The sequence below is a fragment of the Psychrobacter sp. UBA5136 genome, from assembly GCF_002414005.1.
Lineage (GTDB): Bacteria > Pseudomonadota > Gammaproteobacteria > Pseudomonadales > Moraxellaceae > Psychrobacter.
The window spans coordinates 1-16,798 of sequence record NZ_DHYG01000018.1; the positions used below are offsets into that span (position 1 = coordinate 1).

The 16,798-nt window shown below is 44.4% G+C and carries 12 protein-coding genes, 1 other RNA gene and 1 pseudogene; 7 read left to right on the top strand and 7 right to left on the bottom strand.

All coding sequences use genetic code 11. The features are described from left to right. Window positions 1–455: 455 nt before the first annotated feature. From ssrA to prmB, 4 genes are all read right to left on the bottom strand, one after another. Window positions 456–814: a transfer-messenger RNA gene (gene ssrA / locus B4240_RS02325) on the bottom strand. Between the two features lie 204 nt (window positions 815–1,018). Then, window positions 1,019–1,690 (bottom strand): alpha/beta hydrolase, encoded by a 672-nt coding sequence (locus B4240_RS02330; protein ID WP_296236637.1) that lies wholly within the window; start codon window positions 1,688–1,690, stop codon window positions 1,019–1,021. A 357-nt stretch (window positions 1,691–2,047) separates the two neighbouring features. After that, the gene (aroC, locus tag B4240_RS02335) at window positions 2,048–3,151 is read right to left on the bottom strand and encodes a chorismate synthase (protein WP_296236638.1); all 1,104 of its coding nucleotides are present in this window, start codon (window positions 3,149–3,151) and stop codon (window positions 2,048–2,050) included. A gap of 72 nt (window positions 3,152–3,223) precedes the next feature. Further along, the gene (gene prmB, locus B4240_RS02340) at window positions 3,224–4,396 is read right to left on the bottom strand and encodes a 50S ribosomal protein L3 N(5)-glutamine methyltransferase (protein ID WP_296236639.1); all 1,173 of its coding nucleotides are present in this window, start codon (window positions 4,394–4,396) and stop codon (window positions 3,224–3,226) included. A 444-nt stretch (window positions 4,397–4,840) separates the two neighbouring features. Between prmB and B4240_RS02345 the strand changes: the two genes are divergently transcribed. Next, window positions 4,841–6,133, top strand: a complete 1,293-nt coding sequence (locus B4240_RS02345; RefSeq protein ID WP_414707078.1) for a L,D-transpeptidase family protein — start codon at window positions 4,841–4,843, stop codon at window positions 6,131–6,133. A gap of 126 nt (window positions 6,134–6,259) precedes the next feature. Here the strand turns inward: B4240_RS02345 and B4240_RS02350 are convergent, their stop codons facing one another. Next, the gene (locus B4240_RS02350) at window positions 6,260–6,472 is read right to left on the bottom strand and encodes a hypothetical protein (RefSeq protein WP_296236641.1); all 213 of its coding nucleotides are present in this window, start codon (window positions 6,470–6,472) and stop codon (window positions 6,260–6,262) included. A 361-nt stretch (window positions 6,473–6,833) separates the two neighbouring features. On the opposite strand from B4240_RS02350, the gene B4240_RS02355 reads away from it, so the two are divergent. The 5 genes and pseudogenes from B4240_RS02355 (at window position 6,834) to B4240_RS02375 (ending at window position 14,111) form a co-directional block, all read left to right on the top strand. After that, window positions 6,834–8,423, top strand: coding sequence for a TIGR00341 family protein (locus tag B4240_RS02355; RefSeq protein ID WP_296236642.1), 1,590 nt, complete (start codon window positions 6,834–6,836; stop codon window positions 8,421–8,423). Between the two features lie 273 nt (window positions 8,424–8,696). Beyond that, window positions 8,697–11,369, top strand: a complete 2,673-nt coding sequence (gene alaS / locus B4240_RS02360) for an alanine--tRNA ligase (RefSeq protein ID WP_296236643.1) — start codon at window positions 8,697–8,699, stop codon at window positions 11,367–11,369. 333 nt (window positions 11,370–11,702) lie between these two features. After that, window positions 11,703–12,989, top strand: a complete 1,287-nt coding sequence (locus tag B4240_RS02365) for an aspartate kinase (RefSeq protein ID WP_296236644.1) — start codon at window positions 11,703–11,705, stop codon at window positions 12,987–12,989. Window positions 12,990–13,386: 397 nt separating this feature from the next. Continuing rightward, window positions 13,387–13,554, top strand: a pseudogene (gene csrA, locus B4240_RS02370) (carbon storage regulator CsrA); the annotation flags it as partial. A 182-nt stretch (window positions 13,555–13,736) separates the two neighbouring features. Next, on the top strand, window positions 13,737–14,111 hold the full coding sequence (locus tag B4240_RS02375) for a HopJ type III effector protein (protein ID WP_296236645.1): 375 nt from the start codon (window positions 13,737–13,739) through the stop codon (window positions 14,109–14,111). A gap of 145 nt (window positions 14,112–14,256) precedes the next feature. Here the strand turns inward: B4240_RS02375 and B4240_RS02380 are convergent, their stop codons facing one another. Next, window positions 14,257–14,568 (bottom strand): YeaC family protein, encoded by a 312-nt coding sequence (locus B4240_RS02380; protein WP_296236646.1) that lies wholly within the window; start codon window positions 14,566–14,568, stop codon window positions 14,257–14,259. Between the two features lie 83 nt (window positions 14,569–14,651). Continuing rightward, window positions 14,652–15,656: an NAD(+) kinase gene (locus tag B4240_RS02385; RefSeq protein ID WP_296236647.1), complete on the bottom strand. Its 1,005-nt coding sequence runs from the start codon at window positions 15,654–15,656 to the stop codon at window positions 14,652–14,654. Window positions 15,657–15,990: 334 nt separating this feature from the next. Between B4240_RS02385 and B4240_RS02390 the strand changes: the two genes are divergently transcribed. Further along, window positions 15,991–16,710 carry a Bax inhibitor-1/YccA family protein gene (locus B4240_RS02390; RefSeq protein WP_296236648.1) on the top strand — a complete coding sequence of 240 codons (720 nt, stop codon included), beginning with the start codon at window positions 15,991–15,993 and terminating at the stop codon, window positions 16,708–16,710. Window positions 16,711–16,798 lie beyond the last annotated feature (88 nt).

The window sequence follows — 16,798 nt, forward strand, 5'->3', positions numbered from 1 at the left end:
AATTATTGGGTTTGGTATTATTATCTTTATTGCCCACTTTTCTACAAAATATTTTGTAGTAAGAATTGTTTTCCTCTTCTGTTCTAATTTATTTTATTATTCAGTCTTGGACGTGTCCCTAATTAGAAAAAGCACACATATTTTCTAAAACAAAGCATTCAATTTAATTGATACGAAATGGGTATACGGTGTTACCAGCATGCAAGTGGAGCTCGGCTTGATGAAGCTTTAGCAACTAGACGAAGCCGTGGCGGCGCAACTGCAAAGATACCTCTATCCTGCGATGCCGATGGATATCCGCTCGATTTTAGAGTCACTGGGCTGAAGTCCATGACAGGCAAGTTGCCGGTGAAATACTTGATCAAGAAAATTGATGGGATATAAGACTTTGCTCATAGGGCGGGAGATATAAGCAAAAAAATCCGATCACTGAATGTGATCGGATTTTTAGTATTTGGTGGAGATGGCGGGAGTTGAACCCGCGTCCGCCGGCATTACGCTCATGAATCTACATGTTTAGTTTCTGTCTTTAGTTTTAATCCGCACCGATCCGACAGTCAGGATGGATTGGACGATTCTCTACTTTTGAACCCAAGCGACTGAGACAATCGCTTGTGGCGAACCTATATGCGGACGCTTCAACTGGGCTAACCAACTATAGGTAATCGGCAGCGCAGTAAGCAGGGTTTAAGCTGCTAGAGCGTAAGTTTCGTCGTTTGCGACTATAACAATATATGTTTGATTAACGAGAGGACATACACTCTCGACATGCATCATTGAGTTTCATCACCAGCGTCGAAGCCAGAACATCCCCAATAAGACTGAGTATTATAGATGAAAATGAGCTTTTCCTCAACCATTAGCAGACCGTTATTACATTAAATTACAGGCCGACTTGTCATTTATAAGTTGGGTAGAAACCCCTGATCTACTTTAATCACTCTAATTTATATATAGGGTTAAGGGGCAAAATTTCAATAGCCAGCAAGCTGTTTATAAAGGAGACCATCATAAGGTTTTAGGCCAAAACTTTATTCATCCATTTACCGATATTTTGAATCTGCGGCATACACACTTGGTGCGCCATTGTATAGGTATGATAAACGACACTATAGCCTTTTGCTGATAAAAGCTGCTGGGCCTGCTCACCTAACACAACAGGAACAACGGGGTCATGCGTACCATGTTCAATCAAAATCGGCATGTCTTTATTGGCATCGCTATAGTCGATATTGTCATTAGTCGCAAGATACGTAGATAACGCCATCAATCCTGCCAAACGCTGTGGATAGCCAAGCGCCACGTGATATGCTACTGCCCCGCCCTGCGAAAACCCAGCGATGATGATATGCTCAGGTTTAACACCGCGCTCAATTTCGCGCGCAATCAAGTCATGAATTTGCTGCGAAGAGTGTTCGATTTGAGCAATATCTACTTTACGCTCAAGGCTCATCTCTAAGATGTCATACCACGCTGGCATGACCATACCGCCATTGACGGTCACTGGACGCTGCGGAGCATGTGGAAAGATAAAACGTACCGCCATATCATCCGCTAAGCCGAGCTGCGGCACGACCGGCTCGAAGTCATGACCGCTAGCACCTAATCCATGTAGCCAGATGACGGCTCTATCGATTTTTTTTTGCGTTGGATTATGTTCGACAATCACAGTGTCTAAATAGTTACTCATCTTTTTAATGTCCTTGATATAAAATTGATTTACCCTTCTAACAGCGGCGTATCTTCCCATAACTAACAGTCATAATTTCTATTTTTAACTCGCAGTTAACTGTTATTTAACCTTGAGTTAAAATAGAAAGTTAAAAAATGTCTGCTTAAAATTTATCTATTACTTAATGATGCCTGGTGTTTCTTTTTCAACCTAGCCTTTTATGAGAAAACGGTCGGTCTCATTTTTTGAAGTTTTTTATCTTAACAGCAAGTTTTTAATAAACCATAAAAAAGCCCTCTATCTTCTCTCTTTAAACACGCTTAGAAAAGCAAGAAAGAAAGACAGAGAGCGGAGCGGTAACTTTGTAATAAACTGCTAGGTAATCGACTGCACTGGCGGCTCAACATCGGCATTTTGACCACGATGACGCAAATAATGATCCAGTAACACAATCGCTAGCATTGCTTCAGCAATAGGGGTCGCGCGCACGCCAACGCAAGGGTCATGACGACCTTTGGTCAGCATCTCAATCGCCTCTCCCTCTGTATTGATGCTCTTGCCAGCCGTGGTAATACTAGAGGTAGGTTTGAGGGCGATACTGACGCGGATATCTTGTCCAGATGAGATACCGCCCAAGATGCCGCCTGCATGATTGGCCGTAAAGCCATCTGGCGTCAGCTCATCACGAGAAGTATGACCAAACTGACCAGCCACCGCCATGCCATCGCCGATTTCAACGCCTTTAACGGCATTGATACTCATCATGGCGTGGGCAATATCGGCATCTAAGCGATCAAATACCGGCTCACCTAGTCCAACTGGCACGCCGCTTGCGATAATCTCCAAACGCGCACCGCAGCTTGTACCTTCACGGCGTAAGCTGTCTATTAAGACTTCAAAACGGCTGACTGCGTCTTTGTCCGCACAAAAAAACGGATTGCTATTGACAAAATCCCAGTCGATTTGGCTTGGGTCTAATACTTGACTGTATTCTGAGCCAATTTGAGTGACGTGCCCGCGGACTTGCACACCTAAGCGCTCATGCAGGTATTTTTTGGCGATAGCTCCGGCCGCCACTCGCATGGCGGTTTCACGCGCTGATGAACGTCCGCCGCCGCGATAATCGCGAAAACCATATTTCATACTATAGGTATAGTCGGCGTGACCGGGGCGAAAGGTATCTTTTATCTCGCTATAATCTTTTGATTTTTGGTTGGTATTACGAATTAACAGACCAATTGAAGTGCCCGTGGTTTTACCTTCAAACACGCCAGAGATAATTTCGACTTCATCAGATTCACGGCGCTGGGTTGAGTATTTAGACGTTCCCGGTTTACGGCGGTCCAAATCTACCTGCAAATCCGCTTCGCACAACTCTAAACCTGGCGGCACCCCATCAACGATGGCCATAAGGCCTGCCCCGTGTGACTCGCCGCACGTCGTTACTGTAAAAACCTGCCCAATACTATTGCCAGCCATATTTATCCTTAAACAAATGAAGTCGATTTTTAATTGCCGATTTTTACTTCTAATGTCAGTGTCAATCTTGCTTTATTGATTGCTGTCCAATAATTGCACATAAGCGGCAAATAACTGGCGATGGCTCATAAGCTCGTCATAAGTAATGGCAAAAATACCATGGCCACCGTGGGCAAATTTTAACCAATCAAACTGAATCTCAGGATAGGCTTGCTTTAATGCCCATTCACTATCACCCACTTCACAAACGAGTAAACCTTCAGGGCTGAGATAATCTGGCGCTTCAAACAAGATACGATGTACCAAGTCCAGCCCATCTTGACCAGCAGCAAGGGCATGTTCTGGCTCATATAAAAACTCTGGCGGCAAATCTGCCATAATCGCGGCATCGACATAAGGAGGATTGGTGACGATCAGCTCGTATTGATGCTCAGCAGGAATCTTGGCAAATAAGTCAGATTCAATCACATTGACCTGATGACCTAAGTCATGATGATCGACATTAACCATCGCAACTTCCAGCGCGCCTTTATCAATATCGACCGCATCAACCAAGGCATCGATAAAACGAGTGGCAAGCGCAATAGCAATACAGCCAGAACCCGTACATAAGTCTAAAATACGCTCAGGCTGTGATAACTGCTTAATCTCTAAACCATGATCAAAGAAGGCGGCAGCTTGATTGTTCATGCTCGTACCAAGCGGCTTTGCCAGCTCATTGACATCAAAGTACGGGTAAAACTGCTGCCGAATCAGCTCGGCGATTGGTGAGCGCGGAATCAAAACGCGCTCATCGACATAAAAAGGCAGATCACAAAAATAAGATAAATTAATCAAATAACTGAGCGGCTTACGTTCAGCAATACGCTCCTCTAATAAGCTTAGCACCTGCTGTTTTTCTGAAGCAGTTAAGCGACAATCCAAAATCTGATCGTTGGCTGACCAATCTAAAGACAGCGTGTGCAGCACAATCGCAGACGCTTCGGCAAATTCATCCGTCGTTCCTTGGGCGACAACCACATCATAGTTGCGCAGCTGCGTGACCGCAAAACGAATAAAATCACGGATGCTAACCAGCTGCTCACGCGCCTCTGCAAGCTCGGCACGCAGGCCAGCAAACTCATCGTGCTCACCGAGCAGCCCTGTCTCTAAATCGTACGCCATCTCATTATCTAAGCCTTGCGACTCATCATCGAAGTACTGATTTTGAAACTCTTCTGCGCTCATGGTTTGGTCTTCTGACATATCGCACCTTACTGATTTGCATGCGTATCGACGACATGCGGATGGGTTAAATCGCTATCAATTAGCAGCTGATTTATTAAATAAAAACTTGCCATACATTATAGACGCAAACATCCTGCTGCGCCAATGACTGTATTTTTTACGGCAAAGAAATTTGCCTACACTTTTATGCCGGGCATGACTAAATTATTTCGCAACTGTAGTGAATACGTCAACCGTTGACGTTTAGCAAGTTCTAAATGAAAAAAGATGTGTCAAAAGTTTGCGAAGCGTCCAAATTATGCGCATAATAGCCGCATTAGTTATTACCATAAGTAAGCCAATATGATGAAAGTGAAGCCTCTTATTACCGCTATATCCATTGCTATCGTTAGTGCCAGTGTCAGCGCTGTTGCTGCACCGGCCGACAATACGCGCACCTTACCAGTACGTAAAGTTGACTCTATGCCTAGTAGTGCTCAGCCTGCTCAGAATAGTCTCGCTAAAAAAGTTAGCCTTAATGTGCAAGAAAACCGCAGCAGCTCAATTGATGGTCGTGCTCCTGTAGTCGCAGCGCCGGCTTTAAAGCCTAAGTCACCTGATCGTATGACGCAGCTGATTGACGAAAAACAAGAAGCTGACGCGGACGAAAATGACGCGCAACAAATGGATGCAGAGCAACAAAGCGTCAGCGCCGATAATATGAGCGTCGAAGAGCTGGCACGTAAAGATGTGCAGTCTGATAGCACTGACGATATCAGTGATGGCCAAGCCGTCGCTGCTCCTAGTGCAGCAGTGGCTAATAACCGCCTAACTGATACTTCTATCAAAAGTATCGAAAACATTGATGGCAAAAAATATACCACGCTAAATCTATCTAATTATGCCAAGCAGGTCAACGGTGCAACTTGGACACCGAATATGAAGGTCAACTCGGCGATGACCATCAAAATGCAGGCGCTATTGGATTGGAACCACGCCTCACCTGGCGCTATCGATGGTGGTTGGGGTATGAATAGTAAAAAAGCGCTGATTAACTTCCAAACCATGAAAGGCTTGCCAGCAACGGGCAAAATGGATCAAAAAACATGGGATGCTTTAAATAAAAACTTCCCTGCCAATAAGCCAGTTTTAGTGAGTTATACCATCACCGAAGATGATGTGAATACCAACTTTGCTACCACACCGGCGGGCGCAGAAGCCAAATCGAAAATGAAAGGCTTATATTACCAAGACATTAAAGAGATGTTTGGCGAGCGCTTCCACATGGACGTACGCTACTTAGATAAATTGAATAAAAACAAAGAGTATAAAGCCGGTGAAACCATCACGGTATTAAACACGCGCGAACCCCTTAAACAGCGTATTAACCGCGTCGTTGCCAATAAAGCCGATAAAACCTTATATGCTTATAACGATGACAAGCTCGTTGCTACCTACCCAACGACCGTTGGTAGTGATGCCACACCATCACCGCAGGGCACTTTTAAAATCGTCAATAAAGTAAAAATGCCATGGTACAAAGCGACCGTCGGTAGTGGCGCGGATAAAAAAGTACACATGCTACCACCAGGTCCAAACAGCCCTGTCGGTGTCGTATGGATGGGCTTATCCAAACCTTCTTATGGGCTACATGGCTCACCAAAGCCTGAAGGTATCAGCCGCCAAGCATCAGCTGGCTGTGTCCGTTTGACCAACTGGGACGTGTTAGAGGTGTATGCCAATATCGAAAATGGCGCAACCGTTGAGCTTAAATAGGTAATCTTAATAACAGCCCATCACAGCAAATAAAAAACAGCTCCTAAAAAGGGGCTGTTTTTTTATGGGTATAAAGTCTAAAGCTAAGCTGACTTTATTTTCATTATTGATAGCTTTTATTTTAAATCACACTTTTTGGCCTTCTTCATTACCCGTAATACTACCGACTTTTTTGGTAAAAAATAATGCAGCAGGAATAGACAAAATGAAACCCACTGCTACCGCCATTTGGATATGCGGGATTTGATTAAATCCTGTAATCAAAGCAGCAATCATGAATATACCGATGGTGACAGTTGCGGCTATTGAATAGATAACGGAGAATAGTGGCCAGTTCATAATTTATTCCTCATTTTTTGTGCGGGTATAATACCTTTATACACTAAATCCACACAAATAGTAAGCCTTTCTTATAGACTCGCAGCCCACTTATAGCAAGTGATTCACGCGCAAAGCCATATTATAATTGTTGATTTATATTCCATATCTTTTTCTTAAAAATACAACCAAACTATCTGTTTCTTCTCTACTCATCCTCCCCTCTGTTGAGTCGCAAAAAATTCTTACGCCGTTATCCATTTATCATTACAATAGTGACTTTCTTGCATTTTTAGCTCTGACTTGCTTTGCCTCTTGCATGCGGCATCTTTTAGCTAGCCATTTTTATTTCTCATCCTATTTTTCAATAAAGCCTTTTTCTATGACCTCATCTAATACCGACACCGCTAACGATTCGCTGCCGACAAATAAACCTCAAAACGATGGTCAATCTAACGCCGACCATAAGATTGACAATAAGGGCGATACTGCTGAAAAAACGCACACTGAAAACGGCAATGATAAAAAAGGGATAGAAGAGGCAGCTGAAGCGCAAACGCCTGAAGGCAAGATAAAGATGGAGACGGTGGCGCCTGATGTGGTGGTTGCTTCATTAGAGACGACTGAAGACGACACCCAACCCGGCAATGAATCTATGAATGACAATAATGACAATGCAGAATCTGAATTTACAGACACAGCGGACGCGTTTTTTCAGAAAAAGGATAAGGATGAAGCCAGCGTAGCAGCAGATAAAACCGTGACCAAACAAACCCCTTCAAACGGTACGCAAGCTGATAAGCCATCAACTGAAGAGACGCTACAAGAGAGCTTAGAAAATAGCAACGAAAAAGGCGAAGAAGACGAAGTCAAAGAAGAGAAAAAAGAAGCCAAACTTGAATCTTATAAGCAGTTTGTTGCCGAGCAGTTTAGTAATAAAAAAGTAGACCATCCAGAAGTACGGGTCCGAATTGAGGCCAACGCCTTGCCGAGTAAAATGTATTTTGTGATGAACATCCTCTCGGCTATCATTGCAAGCTATGGATTGGTGACCAACTCGGCGGCTGTCGTCATCGGTGCGATGCTTGTTGCGATGATGCTTGGCCCTATCACTGGGGTAGCTTTGGCGATTATTGACCACCGTATGCCGCTATTACGCAAATCACTTATCACGGTGTTTCTTGGTATCTCTTTGGTGGTATTAGTCGGATTTATGGTCGGTTGGCTTCACAAAGATCAACCGCTAACCGTCGAAATATTGTCGCGCACGCAGCCGACTTCGATGGATTTAATGATTGCTCTTGCCGGTGGTACGGCTGGTGCTTATGCGATGGTGTCACCGCACTTGTCGGTGGCAGTGGTAGGCGTTGCAGTAGCCACGGCTTTGGTGCCACCGCTTGCTGCTAGCGGGATTTTATTTGCCAATAATGAAATACAGCTTGGACTTGGCGCGCTGCTACTGGCATTGACCAATATTATTGCTATTCAATTTACCAACGCTTTAGTGCTGTGGCTGTTAGGATTTCGTCGTTTGGTCGATGACGATTATAAATCCGGCACCTATTTGACTTTTTTGCGGCGTAATGCGGTAACGTTATTGTTATTGGGCGGTTTAGGAACATACTTAACCATTAATCTACAAACGAATGCCAAGCAGCAAGTGTTTGAAAGTAGCGTCAAAGAGACGATTAATAGCTACTTTAGTGATAAAGGCAATGTGCTGACCAATACGCAGTTTGATAAAAACGACAATAATCAAGTTGTGCGAGCGGTGATTCGCGGCGAGACGACCCCTACTTTTTATGACGTCCGTCACATTGAAGCGATGATTACTAAAGATATGGCGGAAAATTTTCCCGATTATTTACCGATTCGGTTGCAGCTACGCTATATGCCTGTACAAGTTATCGAGTCGCATCCATTGATTAAAGATAAGCTCGATGAAACCGATGTGACTATTTTGACTGAATAAGTTATTTAATCGATTAGCTGAGTCCTCTCATGAAATACTTTGACTTTGATACGATAATTTTTATACCAACTCCACGGTACTTGTTAAAAACTTAGCGCTTTAATAGCAGCCATTACTCAATGCAAACGCTCGCTTAATCACAACAGTTAAGCCGGATTTACCTTGTGTTTGCTTATGAATCTTCAACACGCTTAGCACGTTTGTGCTAAAATCGCTTGCAAAATTATTTTACTTATTCTATTTAATGAAACCACTCGTTAGTAAGGAGCCGCTGTGAGCCAGCCATTTCGCTCAGCCGATATTCGTCAAGCTTTTATTGATTTTTTCATAAGCAAGCAGCATACCGCCGTCGCCTCGTCGAGCTTGATTCCCTACAATGACCCAACATTGCTATTTACCAATGCTGGCATGAATCAGTTTAAAGAGACCTTTTTGGGCATGGAGCCACGTGACTATACGCGTGCGGTAAGCTCACAAAAATGCGTTCGTGCCGGTGGCAAACATAACGACTTAGATAATGTCGGTTATACGGCGCGCCATCATACGTTTTTTGAGATGTTGGGCAACTTCTCTTTTGGTGATTATTTTAAGCAAGCAGGTATTGCTTACATTTGGGAATTTTTGACCTCGGATGAGTGGTTGGCAATCGATAAAAACCGCTTGTATGTGACCATTTATGAAACCGATGACGAAGCCTTTGATATTTGGCATAAAGACATCGGCCTTCCTAGCGAACGCATTATTCGTATTGGTGACAATAAAGGCGCGCCTTACGCTTCTGATAATTTTTGGACAATGGGTGATACCGGTCCATGCGGTCCTTGTACCGAAGTCTTCTATGACCATGGCGCTGATATTGAAGGCGGTTTGCCGGGTACGCCTGAAGAAGATGGTGATCGCTATATCGAGATTTGGAACTGCGTCTTTATGCAGTTTAATCGCCAAAAAGACGGCACCATGCTGCCGCTACCTGCGCCAAGCGTGGATACCGGCATGGGTCTCGAGCGCATCAGTGCCATCATGCAAGGCGTCCATGGCAACTATGAGATAGATTTGTTTGTGCATTTGATGGATGCTGCCGCTGAGATTTTAGGTATTCAGAATCAACAGCAATCGTCATTAAAAGTCATCGCTGATCATATCCGTGCCGTAGCCTTTTTGATTGCTGATGGCGTCACGCCAAGTAATGAAGGTCGTGGTTATGTACTCCGCCGTATCATTCGCCGTGCGGTACGTCATGGTAATAAACTTGGTGCGGACAGTGAGTTCTTTTATAAAATGGTTGCACCTTTGGTTGCTGAGATGGGCAGCGCCTATCCCGAGCTAAAAGATAAGCAAAACTTCATCGAAAACGCCATTCAAAAAGAAGAATCACAATTTGCCAAAACCTTAGCGCAAGGGCTACGTCTGCTTGCCAGCGAGCTTGAAGGCTTGCAAGATGGTGACACGCTTTCTGGCGAAGCAGCATTTAAGCTATATGATACTTATGGCTTCCCGCTTGATTTGACCGCTGATATCACCCGTGAGCGTGGTATTGTGATTGATGAAGCAGAATTCGATGAGCACATGCAAGCACAGCGTGAACGTGCGCGTGATGCAGGCAAATTCGACGTTGATTATAGTAGTGTCATTCAAGTAGACAACCCAACCACCTTTGTCGGCTACGAGCAGCTTGAAGAGGACGGCGTGATCATTCATGCGCTTTATCAAGACGGCAATCCAGCCGAGAGCTTGGCTGAGGGCATGGAAGGCGTTGTGGTACTTGACCGTACGCCATTTTATGCTGAAGGCGGTGGTCAGGTTGGCGAGCTGGGTGAGATTCGCACAGCGACAGGTGTTTTTGAAGTGCAAGACACCAAAAAATCTGGCCAAGCCATTATCCATTATGGCGTGGTCACCATGGGCGAAATTAACGCTCAGCAAACGGCTGATGCGCGGGTATTATCTAGCATTCGTGCCGCGAGTGCCAAAAACCACTCGGCGACGCATCTGTTGCATGCTGCGCTAAGACAAGTACTCGGCGATACAGTCACGCAAAAAGGCTCATTGGTATCGAGCGAAGTATTACGTTTTGACTTTTCTTATGACAAACCTGTTAGCGCTGCTGAAATCAGCCGTATCGAACGCCTGGTCAATGAGCAAATCCAAGCCAACACCCCTGCCCGTATCGAGCATATGTCTATCGATGAAGCAATGAAGCAAGGCGCGATGGCATTGTTTGGCGAAAAATATGGGAATGACGTACGCGTATTAACCATGGGCACCGACAGTATTGTTGATGGTCAGCGTCAGCCGTTTTCTATCGAGCTGTGCGGCGGTTTGCACGTGCAGCGCACCGGCGATATTGGGGTATTAAAAATCACCAGCGAATCAGGTATTGCGGCGGGTATACGCCGTATTGAAGCGGTCACTGGCATGAATGCGATTAAAAACATTCAGCAAAGTGAGCAGCAGCTAAGCGAGCTTGCCGCTCAGCTAAAAGTAAAACGTCCTGAGGTTGCGCAGCGTGTGCGCACCATGGCCGATAAGCAGCGCGATTTAGAAAAACAGCTCGAGCGCCTGCAACAAAAAATCGCCAGTGCTCAAGCCGCCAATTTACTTGACGACGTACAGACCATCGCAGGTACATCAGTACTTATTAGCACCTTAAGCGGCGTTGATGGCAAATCAGTGCGTACGCTGATGGATGATGTTAAATCAAAACTGCCGTACAGCGTCATTGTACTGATTGGCGATAAAGACGAGCAGCTCGCACTAGCCGCGAGCGTTGATAAATCGCTGACCGATCGCGTCAAAGCGGGCGACATTATTCGTCACTTAGCAAGCGAGCTTGGCGGTAAAGGCGGCGGTAAGCCTGACTATGCCCAAGGCGGTGCCCCAAAATCTGCCAATACGAGCGCTGTTATCAGCGCACTAAGCGCTTGGATTGCAGAAAAACTTGGCTAGAAATTTTGGTTAGGAATTAGGGATAATACGGGATTGGTTATAACGATTATAACCAATCGCCATACATCAAACGCCTGCTGGCACTTAAAGTTATGCCGCTAATATGGTATAAAGTACCACGCTTAAACGACTGGCAGCATAGCAAGTCACTAGCTATAACTAGCTATAAACAGTCAAGCAGCAGAGCAAATAAAGGGCGCAGTTTTTATAATTCGGCTTTATCGTTATTAGAATGAATCTTGCACTGTCATTGCCAACCGCACCATGACGGATTAATACAGATTGATGTCGATAAGTAACAGATGGCCATTGGTGAATAATAGGTAGATTTTTATGGCGTTATTAGTACAAAAATACGGCGGCACCTCGATGGGCAGTATCGACCGCATCAAAAATGTCGCCAAACGGGTCAAACGCTGGCATGACAACGGTCATCAAGTCATCGTTGTGGTGTCTGCCATGAGCGGTGAAACCAATCGTTTGATCGATTTAGCACGCCAAATCAGCAACCAACCTGACCCGCGCGAATACGACCAAATGGTCTCAACGGGCGAGCAGGTTTCCATCTCTTTGCTTGCCATGGCGATTAAAGAGCTTGGTATTGGCGCCCGTTCATTCACCGGCCGTCAAGTCGCTATTAAAACCGATAGCGCCCACACTAAAGCGCGTATCGAGAGCATCGATGATAAAAGTATTCGTGAGCAACTAGATGCAGGCAACATTGTTATCGTGGCAGGTTTCCAAGGTATCGATGAAGAAGGCAACGCGACGACGTTAGGACGCGGCGGCTCGGATACCACAGGTGTCGCCATTGCCGCAGCTCTTGGCGCTGATGAATGTCAAATCTATACCGATGTTGATGGCGTCTATACCACTGACCCGCGCGTCACCTCAAAAGCCAAAAAACTTGAAAAGATTACCTTTGAAGAAATGCTTGAGATGGCAAGCCTTGGCTCAAAGATTTTACAGATTCGCTCAGTAGAGTTCGCTGGCAAATACGGCGTGCCACTGCGCGTATTATCTAGCTTTGATGAAAACAACGATGGTAGCTTCGACCAAGACTTTCAAGACAACGTCGGCACCCTAATTACGATAGACGAAGGAGACAACATGGAACAGGCAATCATCTCAGGCATCGCTTTTAATCGCGACGAAGCAAAAATCGTCGTGCGCGGTGTACCCGACCACCCTGGTATCGCCTCTGCCATCCTAAGTCCTATTGGCCGCGCCAATATCGAAATTGATATGATCGTCCAAAACCTATCGACCAATGGCACCACCGATTTTACCTTTACCGTCAACCGTACGGACATGGATAAAACCATGAAAGTGCTAGAAGATGAAGTCAAAGATGAGATTGGCGCCAAAGAAATCTTGGCCAATAACGAAGTGGTCAAAGTGTCATTAGTTGGCGTTGGCATGCGCTCGCACGCTGGTGTTGCTAGCCTTATGTTCCAAACCTTGGCTGAAAACAACATCAATATCCAAATGATATCGACCAGTGAAATCAAAGTCTCTGTGCTTATTCAAGAGCAGCACTTAGAAAAAGCCGTGAAATCACTGCACACCGCCTTTGGTCTTGACCGTGAAGATGGTGATAGCAAAATCGCTGGGTTATAATATTTAATGGCAAACGTTTATACATTAAAAACGTTTGCGCATTAATAAAACTTCAAGCTGGTTTTGTAGTTATTAAGCAATAGCAATTGATTATTTCTAGTAAAGTATTCATTAAATAGAGCCTAAAAAAGGCTCTATTTTCTTTTATTACTATTGCTCAGGTAAGTATATACCTAATAGTTTTGTGAAAATCCGTGACAGTATCTGTTATGCCCCCTATAATGGGGCTTTCATTTGGGCTAAATGAATTTATCTATCATTACCGCTATGAGTATTAGGTGACGCAGTGTTTTTATAGTAAAACTACTTTGCCTATCTAGTACTACGGTAATGTCCTGTAATTGAGACGCAATCTGATGAGTAATAATCTGTTGATGCGACATAAGGAGTGTGACGCATGTTAATTTTGACACGCCGCGTGGGCGAAACGCTAATGATTGGCGATGAGGTCAGTGTGACTGTTCTAGGCGTTAAAGGCAATCAAGTACGAATCGGCGTCAATGCGCCAAAAGATATCGCGGTGCACCGTGAAGAGATTTATCAGCGTATCCAGCATGAACGCACTGTACAATCGCAAATGCAGCATCTAGAGCAAGGTAGCTTTGCGCCTTCATTCGATGATGAAGACTACTTTAATCGTTAAGCTTTTTGTTTGCTTATTAATTAATTATCTAACTGTTAATAATTATTGAGCATAAATCAAGCACCCTATTTTTGTTTTTTAATCTGCTCTGAGGTCATTTATTTATGAGTATCCGCCCATCAGATGTATCGGCTCTACTTAATGGTTTGAATAAAAAAGCCATTGGATTCAATGATGTCATCAGCTTTATTGATGATTTTTATCGCTATGCGCCCGTACCTTTTGTTAATGGTATGCTGCACAATGCGGCTGGCGAAAATGAAGGCAGCGCGAAAATTTTTGGTTTTGCAAAACACCACGGCTTAAATCAATTAGATACGCTAAAGCTATTTGGTGAGCATTACGCCAAGGTGCAAGCGACGCCTAAAGGTACGGATCATCCCAATATTCGTAATTTTTTACATTGGGGTTGGCAAGGGTTCTTGATGGAAAAAAATCCATTAACGCCGCGTCCAAGTGTTGATACTAGCGCGCTGTAGTTTTCTATTTTCGCTAACTATCTATTTTAAAAGTATTAAAAAAGCCACGCTATGTTATTAGCGTGGCTTTTCTTATTCTTACCTTTACTATTGCGGCGTATCTATCTGATAAATTATTAATACATACGATTAGTAATAAATCTGCCTATTTATTACGGAATTTAACAGGTTGTACCGCCCCTTTAGGATTGGGCATATTGGGATAATGATGCTCGTGCTCGACATCACATTCGGCGCCCACAATAGAGCCATCTTCTCTCACGGGTTTATGAATAAAACCGGTGCGCTCGGCTGGTGGCAGGTGCTCATGTTCCCATACCATTACTGCTTGCATACAAGTCTCGCGCTGCTCAGGCGTTAGCTTACGACCATCAGGCCATTTACCTAACTCAATGGCTTGACGAAATTTGTCCACCACTTCTGGTGTGACACTTGCTAATATTGTTTGTTTGTCCATCGTACCTACTCTCCACTACTTTATTTTACATATACCTTTTGACTTAACACACTTTACATAACCAGCTTTATACATCGATGCGCTTATTCTTCATCCATAATATCATCATCGACATCCATACTGAATTCTTCGGCATGGACGTTCCAGTGCAACTTGGTTCGGCAGGCTTCGTAAAAGTCAAATCCTGGTGGATGTAGCAAAGTGAGCTTATCAGGATGTTTGCGAATATAAAGGCGTTGCTCTTGGTCAAGCGCGATGCTTGGCTTACCATCAGCGCTGACTTGCGGCTGGGTGCGGTTGTCCTCGTGAATACGGATACAAATCTCGCTGGTGCCGCTGACCACAATCGGACGACTGGACAACGTGTGCGGATGCATTGGCACCAAACAGATGGCATCCATACTCGGATGAATAATCGGACCGCCACCTGAAAGTGCATAAGCCGTCGAACCCGTCGGCGTCGCGACAATAAGACCATCGCTATGCTGACGATAAACATCGTGACCATCAATTTTCATCTGAAAATCAATCATATGCACCGACTTACCGGCATGCAGCACCACATCGTTGAGCGCCATATCTTCGTGGATAATCTTACGACCCTCACGAATCTCCATGGTGAGTAAAAACCTATGATCTAGCTGATAATCGCCCATCAATACTTGGCGTAACTTAAAGGCGGCTTCATCAGGCTTAACATCGGCCAAAAAGCCCAAACGACCACGGTTGACCCCTAAGACTGGCACCCGATAGCGCGCCAAGGCCTCGGCGGCATGCAGTATCGAACCATCACCACCCACTACGATGACTAAGTCACAAATCTCCCCTATTAAGCTACGTTTGACGATTTTGACTTTTTCAATTTCGGTGAGGTTTAAAGTGGGTAAATTGGCCGTTTGCAAATCCATAATCAAGGTGAGATTCATCTCATTGATGGTTTTGGCAATTTGCACCAAACTTCGGGTCACGCTACGTTTTCCGGCACGGCCCATCAGACCAATACGCCTAAACGCTGGGTTTTTGATAGCGTGAAACAGCTCTGATTCATGTAAGTGCGGCAATCGTGCGGACTGCGCTGAGTTTTCCATAAAACGACTCGGCATAACGATAAAGTACAATGCAATGATAACGAGAAATAAGTACTTAGACTAGCATGTTTATCAATTTTCGTTGTTAACTGTCGTAATCGGCCCCATATCATCTTTATCATACGCCGCGTTTAGGCGTGTTTGCTAGCTATTTACTATCGCTACTTATTATCGTTACTTACTATCGCTGTAATCTCTTTACTCACTGGTTAATAAATGTCTTAATAGCCACGTGATGCCTTGCATGCGCTCACGTAAACACAGTTGACAATAATGGCGGTTTTGCTAAAGTAGCTGGCATCTCAGTTATTTATATTTTATTAAGGACAATTTTATGGCCAATCCTATTGTCAGTCGCGCAGAGCTTGCTGTCGGCGGTGCGCCGATGACGGTGAAGGGCGTGATTCAAAAAACCAGTTTATTGCTTGGATTGTCAGCGATTACGGGTATTGGATTTTTCTTTTATGCGTTGATGGCAGGTTTATCACAAGGTTTTATCAGCATGGCGGCGTTTGGTAGTATGTTTGCTGCCTTTGGTCTTGCCATTTTTATCACCTTTAAACCGCAAAAAGCCAAAACCTTTGCGGTACCTTATGCGTTATTAGAAGGTATCTTTTTAGGCGGTATCTCGCTATTTTTTATGCGTATGTATCCAAGTGTGCCATTAACCGCACTTTGCGCCACTTTTGTGACGGCTGCCGTTATGCTCGGACTTTATCGTTCAGGAATCGTTAAGGTTAATGACAAATTTCGCTCAATCATGATGTCTGCCATCTTTGCGATCATGATTTTGTACTTAATCCAATGGGGTTTTGTCCTCTTTGGCTCAAGCCTGCCATTTTTATTTGATGGTGGTATGGTGGCTATCGGCTTTAGCTTGTTTGTGGTGGTTATTGCCTCATTTAGTTTATTGCTTGATTTTGATAATATCGATCGCGGCGTAGCGATGGGCATATCAGAAGACTACGAATGGTTATTTAGTATCGGAATTCTTGCAACGCTGGTGTGGATGTATATCGAATTTATGCGTTTACTAAGCTACCTACAAGACTGATCTAAAAACGTCTTAATCATCATGTAAAATAGAAAACCGCCCTTTATAAATGAACTGACCCCCGAAACTTGGACGGTTTAAGTTTATA

Excerpts from the sequence above, each read along its gene's own strand:
- B4240_RS02330 (WP_296236637.1), bottom strand. The coding sequence starts at position 1,690 with ATGAGTAACTATTTAGACACTGTGATTGTCGAACATAATCCAACGCAA.
- aroC (WP_296236638.1), bottom strand. The coding sequence starts at position 3,151 with ATGGCTGGCAATAGTATTGGGCAGGTTTTTACAGTAACGACGTGCGGC.
- prmB (WP_296236639.1), bottom strand. The coding sequence starts at position 4,396 with ATGTCAGAAGACCAAACCATGAGCGCAGAAGAGTTTCAAAATCAGTAC.
- B4240_RS02345 (WP_414707078.1), top strand. The coding sequence starts at position 4,841 with ATGCCTAGTAGTGCTCAGCCTGCTCAGAATAGTCTCGCTAAAAAAGTT.
- B4240_RS02350 (WP_296236641.1), bottom strand. The coding sequence starts at position 6,472 with ATGAACTGGCCACTATTCTCCGTTATCTATTCAATAGCCGCAACTGTC.
- B4240_RS02355 (WP_296236642.1), top strand. The coding sequence starts at position 6,834 with ATGACCTCATCTAATACCGACACCGCTAACGATTCGCTGCCGACAAAT.
- B4240_RS02365 (WP_296236644.1), top strand. The coding sequence starts at position 11,703 with ATGGCGTTATTAGTACAAAAATACGGCGGCACCTCGATGGGCAGTATC.
- B4240_RS02375 (WP_296236645.1), top strand. The coding sequence starts at position 13,737 with ATGAGTATCCGCCCATCAGATGTATCGGCTCTACTTAATGGTTTGAAT.
- B4240_RS02380 (WP_296236646.1), bottom strand. The coding sequence starts at position 14,568 with ATGGACAAACAAACAATATTAGCAAGTGTCACACCAGAAGTGGTGGAC.
- B4240_RS02385 (WP_296236647.1), bottom strand. The coding sequence starts at position 15,656 with ATGGAAAACTCAGCGCAGTCCGCACGATTGCCGCACTTACATGAATCA.
- B4240_RS02390 (WP_296236648.1), top strand. The coding sequence starts at position 15,991 with ATGGCCAATCCTATTGTCAGTCGCGCAGAGCTTGCTGTCGGCGGTGCG.